Origin of the sequence: Corynebacterium durum, assembly GCF_030408675.1 — a bacterium.
Taxonomy (GTDB): domain Bacteria; phylum Actinomycetota; class Actinomycetes; order Mycobacteriales; family Mycobacteriaceae; genus Corynebacterium; species Corynebacterium durum.
Genome location: NZ_CP047200.1, coordinates 381,895 through 397,366, shown reverse-complemented (window position 1 = coordinate 397,366; position 15,472 = coordinate 381,895). Strand labels below are relative to the sequence as shown.

The following is a 15,472-nucleotide window of genomic DNA, read 5'->3' as shown; positions in this document are numbered from 1 at the left end:
AGCATTTTGCACGTTTTGCTCGATTTAACCACGATTTTAGACGTCATGTCAGTATTTAGCCACGTCACTTAGTTACTTGCACTACCTGAGCAGCTGAGGTTTGCCATCACCAACATGCATAGCACCTTTCACCACCCCATATCGTCAACTGCTACCGCTTTCCTACGGAGAAGGTGGAACCAAATAGGATCACGCAACCTACACCATCGTTGCTCTATCTATAGCTGGCAATATCACCATGCCCCATTTCTTACCGATATATCCTCCAATGCTCCCCATCTAGCAAACCTGACACTCTTCACTAGACTTTTAGGTAGTATGATTTTCGTACGTTTATATACCCGCGCAGTCCACGCAACAGCGTGGGAACAAAAATTTGAGGGATACCATGACAACGCTGCTTGAACACAAGGAAGCCATTCGCGAGGTCATCGATCTTTTCTCCACTCTGGAGATCGATGCCGAAGCCCAAGCCAAACTCGTTACCCCTGATGTCCACTTTGAGGTTTATGCTCCTGATGGTTCCGTCATGGTGAAGCTTGATGGTAGAGACAAGCTCATTGAAGTATTCAAAGAGGCAATATCACCGATTAAAACTGCCTATCATCTCAATGGTCAGCAGCTCATTACAGTCAACGGTGATACCGCTACCAATATTCACTACGGCAAAGCTATCCTCGTTCAGGAGATTGACGGTACTGAGATGGTAATCGACCGCTCCTATCGCTATTCAGACACGCTTATCCTGGTGGATGGCACATGGTTGATTAAACGACGTGAGCAATATTTGGTTTTGAGCGAGACCCGACCACTCTGAATCTTCGAGAGAAGTACAACGCTTTCTCGTTTGTTCGCTTCACCAAAAGTTGCTTAGTGAAGGCAGATCTACAACTCGCTGCTACCAGCATCTACAAGAAAGCCCACACCCTTCGCACACGCTCCAACCACCAGTCCCGACGCTCGCTGGACGCGGCGAGCGCAGCCAAACGGTCAGGCTCAGGCGCAACCGGCACTGTGGACATGCGCCCGTTCTGGATGACGCGCGGCTCGGCAACGTCTTCAAGGAAAAACTCCTGCGTGGCGAGCCCTGCGGCCCGCTCCCCCACCAGTGCGGACGCAGCCAACCCTGCGTTCATTCCCACAGCGGTGTCTAGGGCACTTGCCACGGTCAATCCAAGCCCCCGTGCATGCATGAACTCGGCTAGCTCGCACACCCGCCGCACGCCGCCAAGTGGCGCCACTTTAATAACAGCCACATCCGCAGCACCCTCCCGAGCAACCCGATAGGGATCATCGGCACGTCTGATCGACTCATCCGCAGCAACGCACACACCAGCACGTCGCCGCACCTCAGCCAATTCGGCCAGGGTTGCGCAGGGTTGCTCCATATAGTCCAGCGGTCCCAGCACGCGGGAAGCTTCGATCGCTTGCTCCACATTCCACCCCCGGTTGGCATCCACCCGAATGAGGGCATCAGGGCGGGCGGCACGCACGGCGTCAATACGCGCGACGTCGTCACGCAGGCTCTGGCCGGGTTCAGCAACCTTCACCTTGACCACCCTGCACCCGGGGAAACGATCAAGGATTCCTGCGACATCGTCCGCAGACACAGCTGGAACGGTGGCATTGACCTCGACAACCTTGCGCGGCAGCGGTGGCAGCCCCTCGTAGGCGGATTCCAGGGCGCTAGCCAGCCACGACGAAGCCTCGTCATCGCCATACTCCAGGAAGGGAGCGAACTCACCCCAGCCCGCAGGACCGTCGATAAGCAGTGCCTCACGCGTATCGACGCCCCGGAATCTCACCCGCATCGGCAGGGACACAACGTGAGCACGATCAAGGACATCATCCAAGCTAGGCATATTTATAGGATAGTGGTCATGACCTACAGCACAGACAACCCTTTTGACCCGACGCAATGGCGCACCGTTCCGGGTTTCGAAGACCTCACTGACATCACCTACCACCGCCACGTAGGTGAAGGCCGCCGCCACGGGATTGTGCGAATCGCGTTTGATCGGCCAGACGTGCGCAATGCTTTTCGCCCTCACACGGTGGACGAACTGTACCGAACACTGGATCACGCACGTCGCACCTCCGACGTGGGGTGCGTGCTCATCACTGGAAACGGCCCCTCCACCAGGGACGGCGGCTGGGCGTTCTGCTCCGGCGGCGATCAAAGGATTCGCGGCCGCTCAGGCTACCGTTATGCCGACGGGGACACCGCAGACACCGTTGACGAGGCTCGAGAGAAGGTAGAAGGAGGCAGGCTCCACATCCTAGAGGTGCAGCGACTGATCCGTACCATGCCGAAAGTGGTGATTGCCGTGGTCAACGGGTGGGCCGCTGGGGGTGGCCACTCCCTGCATGTTGTGTGCGATCTCACGGTGGCGTCCCGCCAGGAGGCGCGGTTCAAGCAAACCGACGCAGATGTTGGCTCTTTCGACGCCGGCTACGGCTCGGCGTACTTGGCGAAAATGGTCGGACAGAAGTACGCGCGCGAGATTTTTTTCCTGGGACGAACCTACGACGCGGAGCGAATGCAGCAGATGGGGGCAGTAAATGTGGTGGCTGACCATGGAGAAGTGGAAAATGAAGCCATTCAGATGGCCATGGAGATTAATGGAAAATCCCCTACTGCGCAGCGCATGTTGAAGTTTGCATTCAACCTCACCGACGATGGTCTGATGGGTCAGCAGGTGTTTGCAGGCGAGGCAACACGATTGGCATACATGACCGATGAAGCTGTGGAAGGCAAGGAATCTTTCTTAGAAAAGCGCGAACCAGATTGGTCACCATTCCCTTACTACTACTAAACATAACCACAGCTGGAGGCATCAATTTGGAATAGCAATTTTGCTACTATATGACACGCGGGCATCGCTTTAAAAATTATTCTTAAAAATGACACACTATGTGTTAAGGTAATTTTAAGTTGATGATGGATCACATACAGGCGCAGTGAATCGCGACGCCCGCACATATAGTGCATCGTCACACACTTCACCTGTGGAGATTCAGGTAATATACTTTGCAGTACCTGAGTTGGTTTGCAAAAACTAATTAAAGAAGCTCTAGCAATAACCTTAAGCAAACACTTAAGACGCGGCTGAGGCTTCACGAGGTTCCCTGCGGAACCTGGCGGCTCCCCGGAGCCTCTGGGACCACCGGAAGCCTCACCCTATCCCCCGAAGGAAACTGACGATGCCAATCGACCAAGCAATCACAAAGCTTGCAGATAAGGTTCGCGACCTCAAGCCGCTGATCGACAGTGAGGTTGGAACAAAAACAGCTTTTATCACCCCGTTCATTAACGACGTACTCGGCTACGATGTCAGCGACCCCCGCGAGGTCGTTCCTGAATACACCGCTGGAACAGGGGAACGAGTGGACTACGCCATCAAGTCAGGGGCCGATATCCGCATCCTCCTGCTCTGCACAAAAATCAACGAACCCCTCACCCGTGAAAAAACCGCAGAGCTGGCACGCTGCTTCAACGCCAGCAACGCGAACTTTGGCATCCTCGCCAACGGGGAAAGCTACGAAATCTACACTCGGCGCAGCGACAGCCAACTCATGGACGGCCGCCCCGTGCTCAATCTCAACCTTTCCGCGCTGGACTTCAGCACCTTCCCCAACGTGGAAAAACTGACAAAGTTCCAATTCGATCCACGGTTCCACGGCTCTGCCAACATGGACCGCAAGTACATTGACAAGATCAAAGAGATCCTGGTCCAACAGTTCAACTACCCGGATCCCTCGTGGGTCAACTTCCTTGCGTCAAAAGTCGTTGCCACAGAGATTGGTGGTACTACTCCCGCAAATTTCACCGAGCTGGTTCGTACCGCAACAACGGAATTTCTTCAGGAAAGGGTGTCTACCAAACCAGCTCCCCCCGCACCCGCCGCCGCCATCGTCCCGGACCTTCCTCCCCAGTCTGCGCTGCTTGAAAACTGGACTAACCCCGTCGACCTGAACTCACCAGAGGACATGCCCTGGCCGTTGCCCGAGCACGAAGTACGCCCCGACGAGGTTTTCTTCTCCACCACAGACGCCCGTGGCGTCATCGAAGAAGCCAACGACGTGTTCATTCGCCTATCGCACTTCACCCGCGACGAGCTTATTGGTGCCCCGCACAACATCATCCGCCACAGCGGTATGCCGGGTGCCGTGTTCCGCACCATGTGGGACGCTCTGCATAAAGGCATCCCCTTCGCCGGATACGTGCGTAACCGCGCCAAGGACGGTAGTTCCTACGACGTCTACGCCACCGTCACCCGCCTAGAGAATGGTGGATACTTGTCGGTGCGGATCGCGCCGTCGATAAGCGAAAATTGGGCACTGGCCCAGGGCATTTATGACGAGCTCAGCGAACTCGAAACCGAGCTTGCCGACGCCGGGTTCAACCGTCGCACCGCCGCCGAACGCGGCTCGCAGCGACTCACCGAAATGCTCAACGAACTGGGCATCGCCGACTACGAACATCTGCAGTGGATGCAACTGCCGGACGAAATCTCCGCACGCGAAGCCTACAGCGTGGGCATTCCCGAACGCCCCTATGCCTTCGGCCACCTCAACGAACTGCTCACCGTGACCCGGGAAACCTTCAACGAGCTGGACAGTTGGATGAGGGAGCAAGAAGACATCCTGCAACTGGCCCGCTCGCTGACCACCACCGGCGAACAGCTACGCCAGGAAATCCAAGCAACCGTCGGCGTGGCCAACAAAATGGACGAACTCGATGTTTCCGGCCCCGAACGGGAAGTGCTGCTCATTCCCCTCAAAATCTGGATGAACATGCACAGCCTGGCCAGCCAGTACCTTGAGGAACTGGTGGATTTGCTGCCGCAGCTTTCCGACGCCGGAGCAAAAACCCGTTTCCACATCGCCCTGGCGCGTCTACACACCACCATGGTGGGAACCTTCACCACCGAGCTCATCGACGGGAAGCCTGATGCGGAAAAATCCGCACCCGCCATTCACCTCCTGTGTTCCGCGCTGCGTCAGACACTCCACGAAATGGACGACCAAGCGCTGACTTATCAGCGTGTGAAATCCCGCGTTAGCGCACGCATCCGCTCTGTGAAGTCCATCATGGAAATTCCGCGCACGCTCATTGTGGATTGGACCGAGGACGTTCGGTACCGGAGCTTCACCCCCGCCACCTCCGCGTTGGTGGATACTGTCTCCTCCTCCATCAGTGGCGCTTCTACAGCCATTGCCGAGTTGGATTCACTGGTGGCCCGTCTGGAATCTGGCTCTGTCCACGACACCAGCACGCTGCGTAGCCTTGTGGAGCACATTGATGCCGAGGCCCATGCGTATCAGACGTCACTGTAGCGTTCTACTGTGACAAAAGTGGCGGACAGCACTAAGAATTAACCTAAAATTCACCTGCGTGGTTTCGATTTTTACTGTGGGAGGAGGCACGGTGAAAATCTAGGTGATTTTTGGGTGCGCTGCGCGAATCAAAACCGAAAACCACTGGTGAATAAGTTGGTACCACACCATTAATTGATCACCCAAGTACACTACAAGGCCCCCACATGGGGGCCTTGTTTCGTTAACTTTCCTGCATCCGCCACCAAAAGGGCGCTTTTCCAGTTCAACATTGCCGCACATTCGGGCATACTCCATAATTGTGACCGAATTGATCATTCTCCTCATCGTGATTGTCACCGCTCTGGCTTTTGACTACACCAACGGTTTTCACGACACCGGCAATGCAATGGCCACTTCCATCGCCACCGGCGCGCTGAAACCAAAGGTCGCAGTCGGCCTGTCCGCCACCCTGAACCTCATCGGCGCATTCCTGTCCATCGAAGTGGCAACCACCGTTGCCAAAGGCGTGGTAGACCTCCAACAGTTTGATCTGAACAACTCCTACGATGCGCACCGACTCTTGCTCGTCGTATTCGCCGGCCTTATTGGCGGCATCGTCTGGAACCTTCTCACCTGGTTGCTTGGCATCCCTTCCAGCTCTTCCCATGCCCTGTTCGGCGGCCTCATTGGTGCAGCCCTCGCATCTCTTGGCATGGGCGGCGTTGTATGGACTGGCGTGTTAGCAAAGGTCGTTATTCCCGCACTCGCCTCTCCCATCGTGGCCGGGCTGGTGGCCACGGTGGGCACGGCACTGGTGTACTTTTTCACCAACCGTGTTGTCGAAGAACGCAAAAACCGGTACTTCCGCTGGGGCCAGATCGGTTCAGCCTCGCTGGTATCCCTGGCACACGGCACTAACGACGCCCAGAAAACCATGGGTGTCATCTTCCTAGCCATGGTGGCCACCGGCCACCTTCACCAAGACGCCACCATCCCCTTCTGGGTGAAAGCCGCCTGCGCCATCGCCATTGCCGTAGGCACCTGGATGGGCGGTTGGCGCGTCATCCGCACCCTGGGCAAAGGACTCGTGGAGATCGACTCCCCACAGGGCATGGCAGCTGAAATGTCGTCAGCGGCCATTATCCTCACGTCCTCACACTTCGGTATGGCACTGTCCACCACGCACGTGGCCACCGGCTCCATCATGGGTACCGGTTTGGGGCGTAAAGGGGCCGAAGTTCGCTGGGGCGTCGCTGGGCGCATGGCCGCAGCATGGTTGATCACCCTGCCCGCCGCCGCGCTGGTTGGTTGTTCCACATGGTGGCTCGCCCATGGCGTTGGCCTTTTCACCAACGACATGGTGGGCGTGCTCGCCGCATTTGCTGTGCTGTTGGGACTGTCCGGATACATCTACATGCAGTCCCGCAAAGCACCCGTACACTCTGGAAACGTCAATGCCGAATGGGATGAGGACGGCACCTCTACCCCTGACGTCACTGCTAGCACCCCACGCAAGGAGGCCTTATCCTCATGAATGCTGTAGAGATAGTGACTGACCTGCTGCAGGTTATCATCGGTGGTCTGGTACTGGGCGCTGGTCTTCCCGCACTCTTCGCTGTGGGTATCCGCTTGGCCTCTGGAAGCGGGACCGTCAACCCTGATGGCACTGTGACGCACACCAAAGATGCGAACCTTTTTCAAAAAACGCTTGCAGGTTTGTGTTTTGGGGTTATTATTGTGGCCATCATTGCAGGCATTTTGTGGATCACTAAAGGCGTGATCTACGAGAGTTTCGCCTGGGACATCTTTGGCACAGAGGGCTAATCCGTATCGAGGATGATCACCATCCGGGCTGCCGGACCACCACTGGTACCTGTGGCCCGGTTTTCCATTCTTTACCGCGAGGGAGCACACAACCCATGCCTCACCAGCACACCGGCGACAACATTGTCACACGTGCCATCAACTGGCTGCGCCGGGGGTACCCCCAGGGCGTTCCGTCGCAGGACAATATTGCCGTGCTGTATGTGCTCAAGCGCCACCTCAGCAATGAAGATATTGAAGCGGTAATCAAGGAAATGATTGACGCATCACCACAAGACAGCCCTACTCGCCGTTTCACTGACAAGCAGATCCGCGACTACATCCGTCACAGCGTCCATCAGGTCCCAAACCCAGAGGACATTGAACGGGTCAAGACACGCCTCGCAGAGAGTGGCTTTCCGGTTGAGTAATGTGTAGACTGTAAAATCACTTGATGTTCACCAACTAATGCATTTTCCCACGGTAGTGAGACCTCAGTGGTTATGCACCCAAGATCATGCAACACAGAACAAGGAAAGGAGGCGTTTGATTGAAAGCATCAACGATGTCCAAGGTGATCAACTGGTTACGCACTGATCCAGGCGGAACATGCACCCCATTGGATGTGCTTCCTGTGCGGCGTCGTATGTTTGACGTTTTTAGCCGGGATGATCTCCTTACATGGTGGCTTATCGATTCTGGACTTACCCCAGCCCAGCCCAGCGACGTAGAGCTGGCATATCTCATGGTCTGTGAGAAATCTGCCGACGTCAATGAAATTGAACGGTTCCGTTCACAACGTTTAGCTCCCCTGGGGTTGTGTGCTTAGCTAGGCTTTATAGCCATGAGCACACGTCTGCTAACACCTCTTCCCGTGTCCCCCTCCCACCCGGAGGATATTCTTCCGAACCTGGAATTGGCCATAGCCGGACGTGAGACCTACCTTCCTGTCCCAGCTGAAGATATTCACCGCGCCGAACTGCTGCGGACTTCCCAGAGGGCGGGCGAACCCATTTCTGAGGATATTGCCTTAGTGGTCGCCACATCCGGATCCACAGGAACCCCCAAAGGCGCTATGCTCACCCCCCGCAACCTAGTGAGTTCAGCAGATGCCACCCACAAGGCTCTAGGCGGCGAGGGGCAGTGGCTCTTGGCACTTCCACCACATCACATCGCAGGCATTCAAGTACTGGTGCGCTCCGTGGTGGCGGGCTATGAACCACTATGCCTCGACGTGAGCCACGGGTTCAGCATTGGAGCCTTCGCCGCCGCAGCACACGAGCTGGCCGACGACGGTGGCTACACCTACACCTCGCTTGTCCCCCTGCAACTTCTGAAAGCCATGGACGAACTCCGTGGCATCGAAGCGCTACGCCGTTTCCACGCCATCCTCGTAGGCGGCGCACCACTCGCCGATACAACCCGCCGGCAATGCCGCGAACTTGGCATTCATGTGGTGTGCACCTATGGTTCCTCGGAAACTGCGGGGGGCTGCGTCTACAACGGCCTGCCCATTCCCGGTGCACGCATTCATGTGACAGGTGAGCGTATTCACCTGGGCGGTCCGATGATCGCGCAGGGGTACCGCAACTCCTCCGACGATGAGGCGTTCGCGTACCCCATGTGGTTTTCCACCCAGGACACCGGTCAGATGGTTGATGGCCGTCTGCAGGTAACAGGTCGGATTGACACAGTAATTGATTCAGGTGGTTTGAAACTGCACCCGGAGGTGGTGGAAAGCGCCATGCTGGGTATTTCCGGGGTGAAGGCCGCGTGTGTGGTGGGGGTTCCACACCCGCGTCTGGGCCAGGCAGTGGTGGCGGTGTATGTGGGACCCGCATCACCGGGTCAGGTGATCGCCGGGTTGTCGGAGCTTCCGCGCTGGCAGCTGCCCAAGGAATTGAAACGTCTCGACGCCCTGCCACTCACCGGCCCCGGCAAGGTGGATCGCCGCGCAGTGCAGCGCCTGTTTTAGTCTTCGCGTTCGCTGGCGGCAACCAGTGCGGCGATGTCCTCATTGGTGTAGACCCGCCGTATTTGCTCATCGTTGCCCCCCATGAGGGTATTTCCTACGACGAGGGCACCAACCTGAGTGCTAGGTACCACGGCGAAGTGCCGGGGTTTGGCGTAAACCTGCCTGATCGGGTGCCCCGAGCGCAGCGCGCAGACATGCAGCCACACGTCGTCGGCGCGAGGGCACTGTTTTATGAACTCCGTGTCACCTTGGGCAACCACGTAGTCAATGAAACTGGTGGGATACAGTACGCCCGAGACTCCTGTGGCAAAGTGCAGCAGCGAGGCTTGGGAGGTGTTCACTGCCGTCCATTTCACGTAGGGCAGCATCCGTCCGTCGCGCAGTTCGATGCGGTGGGCGCGGTAGGCTATCACGGCGTCGTTACGCAGGTCGCCGATGAACAGCAGGCGCTGGAGGAACCATTCGGGGTAGATCATGTCGTCATCAATGGTGGCAACGCGGATGCCTGTGCCTGCAACGTCGCGGAATTGGTTCCAGTATTTGGTGTGGGGGCCGTAGTCGCCGTCGGAACAGCGGATTTGGAGCCCGCGGTGGACCAGTCGCTGCAGGCTGACGGGCAGAGGGGCGTTGTAGTCGTGTTCGTCGAGCCACAGGACGATGGGGGCCTTGGTGTAGCCGCGCGCGATGGATTCAAGAGTGAAATGCACCTTGTTCAGGCGCTTACCGTGGGAGGTGAGCGAGATGACCACGTCTCCGTCTTGGGGAATGCGCGTTCTGCTCAATCGGTTGGCAATGGCTAAGGGCAGCATTCGAAGTAGCGTTAGGAAAAAGCTGGCCACCTGCCCCAACACGTAACCAACCCACATATTTGTCCTTTCCACGCACCCTGATAAACCTCGTTGGCATCTCCACTCTAGTATCAGATGCATGCCTGAATCTTCACGAGCCTCCTTCCACGACTGGCTCCAGGGGGCACGCCCGCACACGTGGGCTAACGCTTTTGCCCCCGTCGTTGCTGGGACTGGTGCCGCCGCATGGTCCGGGAATGCGAGTATTTACCGCGCCATGTTGGCCATGGTGGTGGCGTGGGCGTTGATTGTCGGGGTCAATTACGCCAACGACTACTCCGATGGGATTCGCGGCACAGATGACGACCGCCAGGGGCCGCAGCGGCTTACCGGCTCAGGGCTGGCCAAGCCGGAACACGTCAAGTACGCGGCTTTTGGGGCGTTTGCGCTGGCATCTGTGGCTGGGACGCTCCTAAGCGTCATGAGTTCGTGGTGGCTCATCGCTGTGGGTGCACTGTGCATCCTGGCAGCGTGGTTCTACACCGGCGGGAAACACCCCTATGGGTATGCCGGCTGGGGGGAATGCGCAGTGTTCGTGTTTTTCGGGCTAGTGGCCGTGTGCGGCACCGAATACACGCAGGCTGGCCGCTTCACCTGGGTCGGCGTGACATGCGCTGTGTCAATTGGGTGTTTTTCCGCCGCAGTAAACCTGGCAAACAATCTCCGCGACATTCCCTCAGACACCGATTCCGGCAAACGCACGTTGGCAGTGCGGCTAGGCGATCGCGGCACTCGTCGCCTGTGGTTAGGGCTGGTCGCCGTACCCTACCTCTCCACACTGGTGCTGGCGACGCAGTGCGTGCCGACGCTCGCGGCACTCGCCGCCCTTCTTCTCACCCGGTTGGCCGCCAGCCCGGTCATGCGCGGGGCAACCGGCCCCGCGCTGATTCCCGTACTGGGACTCACTGGGCGTGCCATGCTGGCGTGGTCAGTACTGACTGCCGCCGCCTTAGCCTTCTCCGCCGGGGCTTAGCGTTCTGAGAGTTCCTTTTTCACCCACGCCTTGTGCGCCTTACGTTGCGCATCCCACGCCGCCATTTCCTGTGTCACGCGTACGCGCAGTTTTTTGAACACAAACATGGACAGAGGGAAGGCAACAAGCAGCGCCAGGAGTGCCGAAATGGCGAGGGGGACGGGGGCGTCGATAAGCACCGCCAGCCCTTGGATAACCACAGTGAGCACGAGGAACAACCCCAACCGCGCCGCACCATACAGGGCAAAGTCACGGGCGGCTCGTGCGCGCAAGCCTGGGTCAATCTGGGGGATCTCCGAGGAATTACTCACACTCGGTATCCTAGTCAACCATGGGACGTCTTTTGCTTTTACTCCTTCTCGTTGCCACTTTTGTGCTGTTGTGGAAAGCATTTGGGCCGAGCACATGGCGTAGGTCAGACGACGAAGTGGAACCGCTGATTAAAGGCCCCGACGATGATGAGGAATTCCTGTGGCGGCTGGAACTTGAGCAGTTCAAAAAACGCAGGGCGTCCGAAGCTGCAGCAGAGGCCGAGGAGGAACGCCGTCGCCGTGAACGACACAACAAGAACAAGGGAGGCTAACCAAAGTTAGGTTATACTTATCTGCATGTCCCGAGTAACTTTGTCGGCCACACAACATTCCAAGGCCAGCAATCTTTTTAAAGCACTCGCCGACCCCACCCGCCTGCGCATTCTCTACATGATTGCCCGCCGAGGCGAGGACAACATCTGCGCCTGCGATTTATCGGAAGCCCTTAACGTCTCCGCCCCCACCATCACTCACCACATGAAACGCCTCTCCGCCGCCGGGCTGGTCGACCGCGAACAACACGGAAAATGGGCGTACTACAGCGTCAACTCGGCGCAATTTGAACGCGTCGAAGCCATCATTGCAAGCATCGACTAATTATCTTTGCCCCGGGCAAGAATAGACGCCAAATATGCACCGTAGCCCGACTTATTCAAGGCGTCGGCACGCTCCCTAAGGTGCTGGTCATCCACAAACCCCATGCGCCACGCCACCTCCTCTGGACATCCAATCTTCAACCCTTGCCGCTGCTCAATCGTGCGCACAAAATCACCTGCAGCCATGAGCAAATCCACTGTGCCCGTATCCAGCCACGCAGTGCCACGGGGAAGCTTCTGCACCTGCAATTTCCCTTGGTCCAAGTACGCTTGGTTAATGTCCGTAATCTCCAACTCGCCCCGGGCACTAGGTTGAAGATTCTTCGCCATCTCAACCACGGAATTGTCATAAAAATACAACCCCGGCACTGCGTACTGTGACCGCGGCACATCCGGCTTTTCCACCAGCGACAATGCCCGACCGTCCCGGTCAAACTCCACCACACCATACGCCTCAGGCTCCGCCACCCAGTACGCAAAAATCGCCGCGCCATCAGGATTTTTAAAGCGCCGCAGCTGCGTTCCCAGGCCCGTGCCGTAGAAAATATTGTCGCCCAAAATCAGGGCGACAGAATCATCACCGATGTGCTCCTCCCCCACAATAAACGCATCCGCCAACCCCCTCGGCGCGTCCTGGACCGCATAGGACAACGTAATGCCAAACTGCGACCCATCTCCCAAAAGCCGTTGAAACTGTGGCACATCCTGGGGAGTGGACACAATCAAAATGTCCCGAATGTCTGCCAACATCAAGGTGGACAGCGGGTAGTACACCATTGGCTTATCAAACACCGGAACAAGCTGCTTGCTCACACCGAGAGTAATCGGCCATAAGCGCGACCCCGTCCCACCGGCGAGGATAATTCCTTTCACTGCACCGCCTCCTCATTGGCCAGCACCCACGCGTCCCGCAGCATAGTCTCGTACTCCGTGCACGCCTCAAAGGTGGGCAGCACGCCGAGCGACTGGGCGTCGGCAAGCGAGACGGCGGCGACATCCTTGTCCGACATAATCGGCTCCGCCACACCCCACTCAATCGCAAGCGCAGGGTCACAAGGATTAAGCTCCCGTTCAATCTCTGGGTCATACTCGCTGGTGGTTACATACATCACCGTCGCGTCACTCAACGCGGCAAAACCGTGCGCAAACCCCACCGGAACAAACACCGCATGACGATTCTCCGCACTCAACTCCACCACCACATGCTGACCAAACGTGGGCGAACCCAGGCGCACATCCACGACAACGTCCCGAATACTGCCCGCCACGCACGTCACATATTTCGCCTGCCCCGGCGGCACATCCGCATAATGCAACCCTCGCACCACACCCCGGCGCGACGTGCTCAGATTCCCCTGCTGCATATCAAGAGGAAACCCAGTAGCCTCCTCAAAAGTACTGGCCTTAAACCACTCCTGAAACGTCCCCCGCTCATCCGAATGAATGGTCGGTTTAGCTAGAAAAACACCAGGAAGAGAAAGTTCATGCAGCATGACCTCCAGTTTAAAGCTCACGTTCGGTCGCTGCATAGATACGCTCGGACTCCGCGCGGCTCGCTCCCCACCATTCGGGGTGGTCACGGTACCAGGCGACGGTGTGGTGCAGCCCCTCCCGAAAATCCGTGAACTGCGGCCGCCAGCCCAACTCCAGCGTGGATGTTGCGTCAATTGCGTATCGACGATCGTGCCCCGGACGGTCCGTTACATGCACCAGAAAGTCCTCGGGCTGGGCAAACTCCGCCAGTAGGTCACTGACCACCTGTTTATTGCTGCGCTCCCCGTCGGCTCCAATGAGGTAGGTCTTTCCCACCTCACCGTGTTCAATGATGTGCCACACTGCATCGTTATGATCATCCACATGAATCCAGTCCCGCACGTTGTCCCCTTGCCCGTATAGGCGAGGCTTCTCTCGGTGCAGCAGGTTGATGATCTGGCGTGGAATAAACTTCTCTGGGTGCTGGCGCGGTCCATAGTTATTGGAACAATTACTGATGGTCGCTTGCAGGCCATGGGACCTCACAAACGCCCGCACAAAATGATCGCTCGCGGCTTTCGATGCGCTGTACGGGCTTGATGGGTTGTACGGCGTCTCAGGGGTGAACTTTTCTGTGCTATCCAGCGGAAGGTCACCGAAGACCTCGTCCGTTGAAATGTGATGAAACCGCGTGCCGTGCGTGGTCGCGGCCTGGATCATGGTGAGTGTCCCCTCCACGTTGGTTCGCTGGAACGCAAACGGATCCTTCAACGAGTTATCATTGTGGCTTTCCGCTGCAAAATGCACAACCACATCCGCCCGTTGAGTCAGAGTGTTGACCAACTGGCGGTCACACACGTCACCGCGAACCAATTCCACCCCCTCAGGCAGGTTCGCCGGATTAGCCGCATACGTCATGCTATCCAGCACCGTCACCTCTGTTTCTGGTTTGGTGAGCAGCGTTCGGTGAACAAAGTTCGAACCAATAAAACCGGCACCGCCGGTGACGAGGATACGCATGCACCCATGGTAGCGGGGCGGCGCTACGCTAAAGATGTGAAACGCACCTGCATGGTAGACGAAATCATCATGACGGAATACGCCATCGACCTCAGTGCGGTCCGCACCGCACGAGGATTTCTCCAGCTCATGAGTAAAGAATTGTCGTTTCCTGAATACTTTGGTGGCACCTTCGATGCGTTCGAGGAGTGTTTCCGGGATCTGGCGTGGCTTTCTGACGAGCACATCGTGATTCACATTCGCGGCCTGGACAGGGTTGCCGCACGCAACCCCATGTTGGCTGCATCCATCAAGGAGTCCATCCTCTTCTGCGCTGACTACTGGCGTTCGACGAAACAGATAGAGCGGGATGTGCAGATTGAGTTAGCTACAGAAACTCAATAAAGTCCCCCTCGAGTCCATGTTGAGCGGTGTAACGGCACCACCACGCATCAAAATCCTCAGGTTCTGCCGAGTTATACCCGTTGTCTTCCCACCAGTAGCCTTCACCGTAGGCGAGGAGCATGGCTTGGTGATAGACACCATCATGCGGGTTTCCCACCGCATCGACCGATGTTGGTGGGATCTCATTGTCCATCCGTTCTGCAACGTGGCGCTCCGCCCGCTCAGGCGACCATCTCAGATAATGCGTGAGCACTCCAAACAGCAAGAACGCGTAGGTTCGTTGGTGATACACAAGCGACGTGCCATCACAGGCAGTGATCTGGATGTGATCCCGGCACTGTTCAAACATCACACTTTTTCGCTACAATGTTCGATATGGACACTCACATCACTCCAGGCATGATCACTGTTGACTGTACCGACGCACGGGCGTTGGCCCACTTCTGGTCCGAAGCCACCGGCGCTCCCATCATCATGGACTACGAAGGCTACTTTGTCATGGTAGGCACCACCCCCACCCTAGGTTTTCAACGCGTTGATGACCCCGCCCCAGGCAAAAACCGCGTGCACATTGATTTTCGTTCCCACGACCGCGAAGCTGCAGTGCGGAGGCTTGAATCGATCGGTGCGGTAGCTCAGAGCGTCGAAACCCTGCCAGACGGCAGCTTCAGCTGGACCGTCATGACCGACCCCGAAGGGAATTTCTTCTGCGTGGGAGACGGCACCGAACACTAGATCACCAATTTTTCCAGTTATGGAACCTTCGT

20 protein-coding genes are annotated in these 15,472 nt (G+C 57.1%); 13 read left to right on the top strand and 7 right to left on the bottom strand.

Annotated features, from left to right (window positions below; all coding sequences use genetic code 11):
- Positions 1–388 precede the first annotated feature (388 nt).
- Positions 389–817 (top strand): nuclear transport factor 2 family protein, encoded by a 429-nt coding sequence (locus tag CDUR_RS01805; protein WP_179418772.1) that lies wholly within the window; start codon positions 389–391, stop codon positions 815–817.
- Between the two features lie 91 nt (positions 818–908).
- Here CDUR_RS01805 and CDUR_RS01800 read toward each other — a convergent pair whose 3' ends face one another.
- Positions 909–1,868, bottom strand: a complete 960-nt coding sequence (locus tag CDUR_RS01800) for an o-succinylbenzoate synthase (RefSeq protein ID WP_179419177.1) — start codon at positions 1,866–1,868, stop codon at positions 909–911.
- 12 nt (positions 1,869–1,880) lie between these two features.
- Between CDUR_RS01800 and CDUR_RS01795 the strand changes: the two genes are divergently transcribed.
- The 7 genes from CDUR_RS01795 (at position 1,881) to menE (ending at position 9,100) form a co-directional block, all read left to right on the top strand.
- Entirely contained in the window at positions 1,881–2,816 is a 936-nt protein-coding gene (locus tag CDUR_RS01795) for a 1,4-dihydroxy-2-naphthoyl-CoA synthase (protein ID WP_179418771.1), read from the top strand.
- Between the two features lie 388 nt (positions 2,817–3,204).
- The gene (locus CDUR_RS01790) at positions 3,205–5,340 is read left to right on the top strand and encodes a PAS domain-containing protein (RefSeq protein ID WP_179418770.1); all 2,136 of its coding nucleotides are present in this window, start codon (positions 3,205–3,207) and stop codon (positions 5,338–5,340) included.
- Between the two features lie 301 nt (positions 5,341–5,641).
- The gene (locus tag CDUR_RS01785; protein ID WP_179418769.1) at positions 5,642–6,856 is read left to right on the top strand and encodes an inorganic phosphate transporter; all 1,215 of its coding nucleotides are present in this window, start codon (positions 5,642–5,644) and stop codon (positions 6,854–6,856) included.
- Positions 6,853–7,146 (top strand): hypothetical protein, encoded by a 294-nt coding sequence (locus CDUR_RS01780; RefSeq protein ID WP_006062873.1) that lies wholly within the window; start codon positions 6,853–6,855, stop codon positions 7,144–7,146. The genes CDUR_RS01785 and CDUR_RS01780 overlap by 4 nt, the downstream gene beginning before the upstream one ends.
- A 95-nt stretch (positions 7,147–7,241) precedes the next feature.
- The gene (locus tag CDUR_RS01775; protein WP_179418768.1) at positions 7,242–7,556 is read left to right on the top strand and encodes a DUF3349 domain-containing protein; all 315 of its coding nucleotides are present in this window, start codon (positions 7,242–7,244) and stop codon (positions 7,554–7,556) included.
- A gap of 119 nt (positions 7,557–7,675) precedes the next feature.
- Complete coding sequence (locus CDUR_RS01770; RefSeq protein WP_179418767.1) at positions 7,676–7,954, top strand: hypothetical protein; 279 nt, start codon at positions 7,676–7,678, stop codon at positions 7,952–7,954.
- 15 nt (positions 7,955–7,969) lie between these two features.
- On the top strand, positions 7,970–9,100 hold the full coding sequence (gene menE, locus CDUR_RS01765; protein ID WP_179418766.1) for an o-succinylbenzoate--CoA ligase: 1,131 nt from the start codon (positions 7,970–7,972) through the stop codon (positions 9,098–9,100).
- On the opposite strand, the gene CDUR_RS01760 is transcribed toward menE, so the two are convergent.
- A complete protein-coding gene (locus CDUR_RS01760; RefSeq protein ID WP_006062869.1) occupies positions 9,097–9,966 on the bottom strand; it encodes a hypothetical protein in 870 nt (289 codons plus the stop codon). The genes menE and CDUR_RS01760 overlap by 4 nt on opposite strands.
- 61 nt (positions 9,967–10,027) lie before the next feature.
- On the opposite strand from CDUR_RS01760, the gene CDUR_RS01755 reads away from it, so the two are divergent.
- A complete protein-coding gene (locus CDUR_RS01755; RefSeq protein ID WP_179418765.1) occupies positions 10,028–10,921 on the top strand; it encodes a 1,4-dihydroxy-2-naphthoate polyprenyltransferase in 894 nt (297 codons plus the stop codon).
- Here CDUR_RS01755 and CDUR_RS01750 read toward each other — a convergent pair.
- Positions 10,918–11,232, bottom strand: coding sequence for a DUF4229 domain-containing protein (locus CDUR_RS01750; RefSeq protein WP_006062867.1), 315 nt, complete (start codon positions 11,230–11,232; stop codon positions 10,918–10,920). The genes CDUR_RS01755 and CDUR_RS01750 overlap by 4 nt on opposite strands.
- A gap of 20 nt (positions 11,233–11,252) precedes the next feature.
- Here CDUR_RS01750 and CDUR_RS01745 point away from each other — a divergent pair, with 20 nt between their 5' ends.
- Positions 11,253–11,504 carry a hypothetical protein gene (locus CDUR_RS01745; protein ID WP_179418764.1) on the top strand — a complete coding sequence of 84 codons (252 nt, stop codon included), beginning with the start codon at positions 11,253–11,255 and terminating at the stop codon, positions 11,502–11,504.
- 25 nt (positions 11,505–11,529) lie between these two features.
- On the top strand, positions 11,530–11,829 hold the full coding sequence (locus tag CDUR_RS01740; protein WP_006062865.1) for an ArsR/SmtB family transcription factor: 300 nt from the start codon (positions 11,530–11,532) through the stop codon (positions 11,827–11,829).
- Here the strand turns inward: CDUR_RS01740 and rfbA are convergent.
- Genes rfbA through rfbB form a run of 3 tightly spaced genes read right to left on the bottom strand, consistent with a single transcriptional unit; the run spans position 11,826 to position 14,321 of the window.
- Positions 11,826–12,701, bottom strand: a complete 876-nt coding sequence (gene rfbA, locus CDUR_RS01735) for a glucose-1-phosphate thymidylyltransferase RfbA (RefSeq protein ID WP_179418763.1) — start codon at positions 12,699–12,701, stop codon at positions 11,826–11,828. The genes CDUR_RS01740 and rfbA overlap by 4 nt on opposite strands.
- Positions 12,698–13,321: a dTDP-4-dehydrorhamnose 3,5-epimerase gene (gene rfbC, locus CDUR_RS01730; protein ID WP_233452978.1), complete on the bottom strand. Its 624-nt coding sequence runs from the start codon at positions 13,319–13,321 to the stop codon at positions 12,698–12,700. Before rfbC ends, rfbA begins: the two co-directional genes overlap by 4 nt.
- Positions 13,322–13,331: 10 nt before the next feature.
- On the bottom strand, positions 13,332–14,321 hold the full coding sequence (rfbB, locus tag CDUR_RS01725) for a dTDP-glucose 4,6-dehydratase (protein WP_179418761.1): 990 nt from the start codon (positions 14,319–14,321) through the stop codon (positions 13,332–13,334).
- Between the two features lie 36 nt (positions 14,322–14,357).
- Between rfbB and CDUR_RS01720 the strand changes: the two genes are divergently transcribed.
- Complete coding sequence (locus CDUR_RS01720; RefSeq protein WP_179418760.1) at positions 14,358–14,705, top strand: barstar family protein; 348 nt, start codon at positions 14,358–14,360, stop codon at positions 14,703–14,705.
- On the opposite strand, the gene CDUR_RS01715 is transcribed toward CDUR_RS01720, so the two are convergent.
- On the bottom strand, positions 14,689–15,057 hold the full coding sequence (locus tag CDUR_RS01715) for a hypothetical protein (protein ID WP_179418759.1): 369 nt from the start codon (positions 15,055–15,057) through the stop codon (positions 14,689–14,691). The genes CDUR_RS01720 and CDUR_RS01715 overlap by 17 nt on opposite strands.
- Positions 15,058–15,080: 23 nt before the next feature.
- Here CDUR_RS01715 and CDUR_RS01710 point away from each other — a divergent pair, with 23 nt between their 5' ends.
- Positions 15,081–15,440, top strand: coding sequence for a VOC family protein (locus CDUR_RS01710; protein WP_325064670.1), 360 nt, complete (start codon positions 15,081–15,083; stop codon positions 15,438–15,440).
- Positions 15,441–15,472 lie beyond the last annotated feature (32 nt).

What these genes read in the sequence shown, in the direction of transcription:
- CDUR_RS01745 (WP_179418764.1), top strand. Translation starts at nt 11,253, where the DNA reads ATGGGACGTCTTTTGCTTTTACTCCTTCTCGTTGCCACTTTTGTGCTG.
- menE (WP_179418766.1), top strand. Translation starts at nt 7,970, where the DNA reads ATGAGCACACGTCTGCTAACACCTCTTCCCGTGTCCCCCTCCCACCCG.
- CDUR_RS01780 (WP_006062873.1), top strand. Translation starts at nt 6,853, where the DNA reads ATGAATGCTGTAGAGATAGTGACTGACCTGCTGCAGGTTATCATCGGT.
- CDUR_RS01755 (WP_179418765.1), top strand. Translation starts at nt 10,028, where the DNA reads ATGCCTGAATCTTCACGAGCCTCCTTCCACGACTGGCTCCAGGGGGCA.
- CDUR_RS01710 (WP_325064670.1), top strand. Translation starts at nt 15,081, where the DNA reads ATGGACACTCACATCACTCCAGGCATGATCACTGTTGACTGTACCGAC.
- CDUR_RS01805 (WP_179418772.1), top strand. Translation starts at nt 389, where the DNA reads ATGACAACGCTGCTTGAACACAAGGAAGCCATTCGCGAGGTCATCGAT.
- CDUR_RS01795 (WP_179418771.1), top strand. Translation starts at nt 1,881, where the DNA reads ATGACCTACAGCACAGACAACCCTTTTGACCCGACGCAATGGCGCACC.
- CDUR_RS01775 (WP_179418768.1), top strand. Translation starts at nt 7,242, where the DNA reads ATGCCTCACCAGCACACCGGCGACAACATTGTCACACGTGCCATCAAC.
- CDUR_RS01790 (WP_179418770.1), top strand. Translation starts at nt 3,205, where the DNA reads ATGCCAATCGACCAAGCAATCACAAAGCTTGCAGATAAGGTTCGCGAC.
- rfbB (WP_179418761.1), bottom strand. Translation starts at nt 14,321, where the DNA reads ATGCGTATCCTCGTCACCGGCGGTGCCGGTTTTATTGGTTCGAACTTT.
- CDUR_RS01760 (WP_006062869.1), bottom strand. Translation starts at nt 9,966, where the DNA reads ATGTGGGTTGGTTACGTGTTGGGGCAGGTGGCCAGCTTTTTCCTAACG.
- rfbC (WP_233452978.1), bottom strand. Translation starts at nt 13,321, where the DNA reads ATGCTGCATGAACTTTCTCTTCCTGGTGTTTTTCTAGCTAAACCGACC.
- CDUR_RS01740 (WP_006062865.1), top strand. Translation starts at nt 11,530, where the DNA reads ATGTCCCGAGTAACTTTGTCGGCCACACAACATTCCAAGGCCAGCAAT.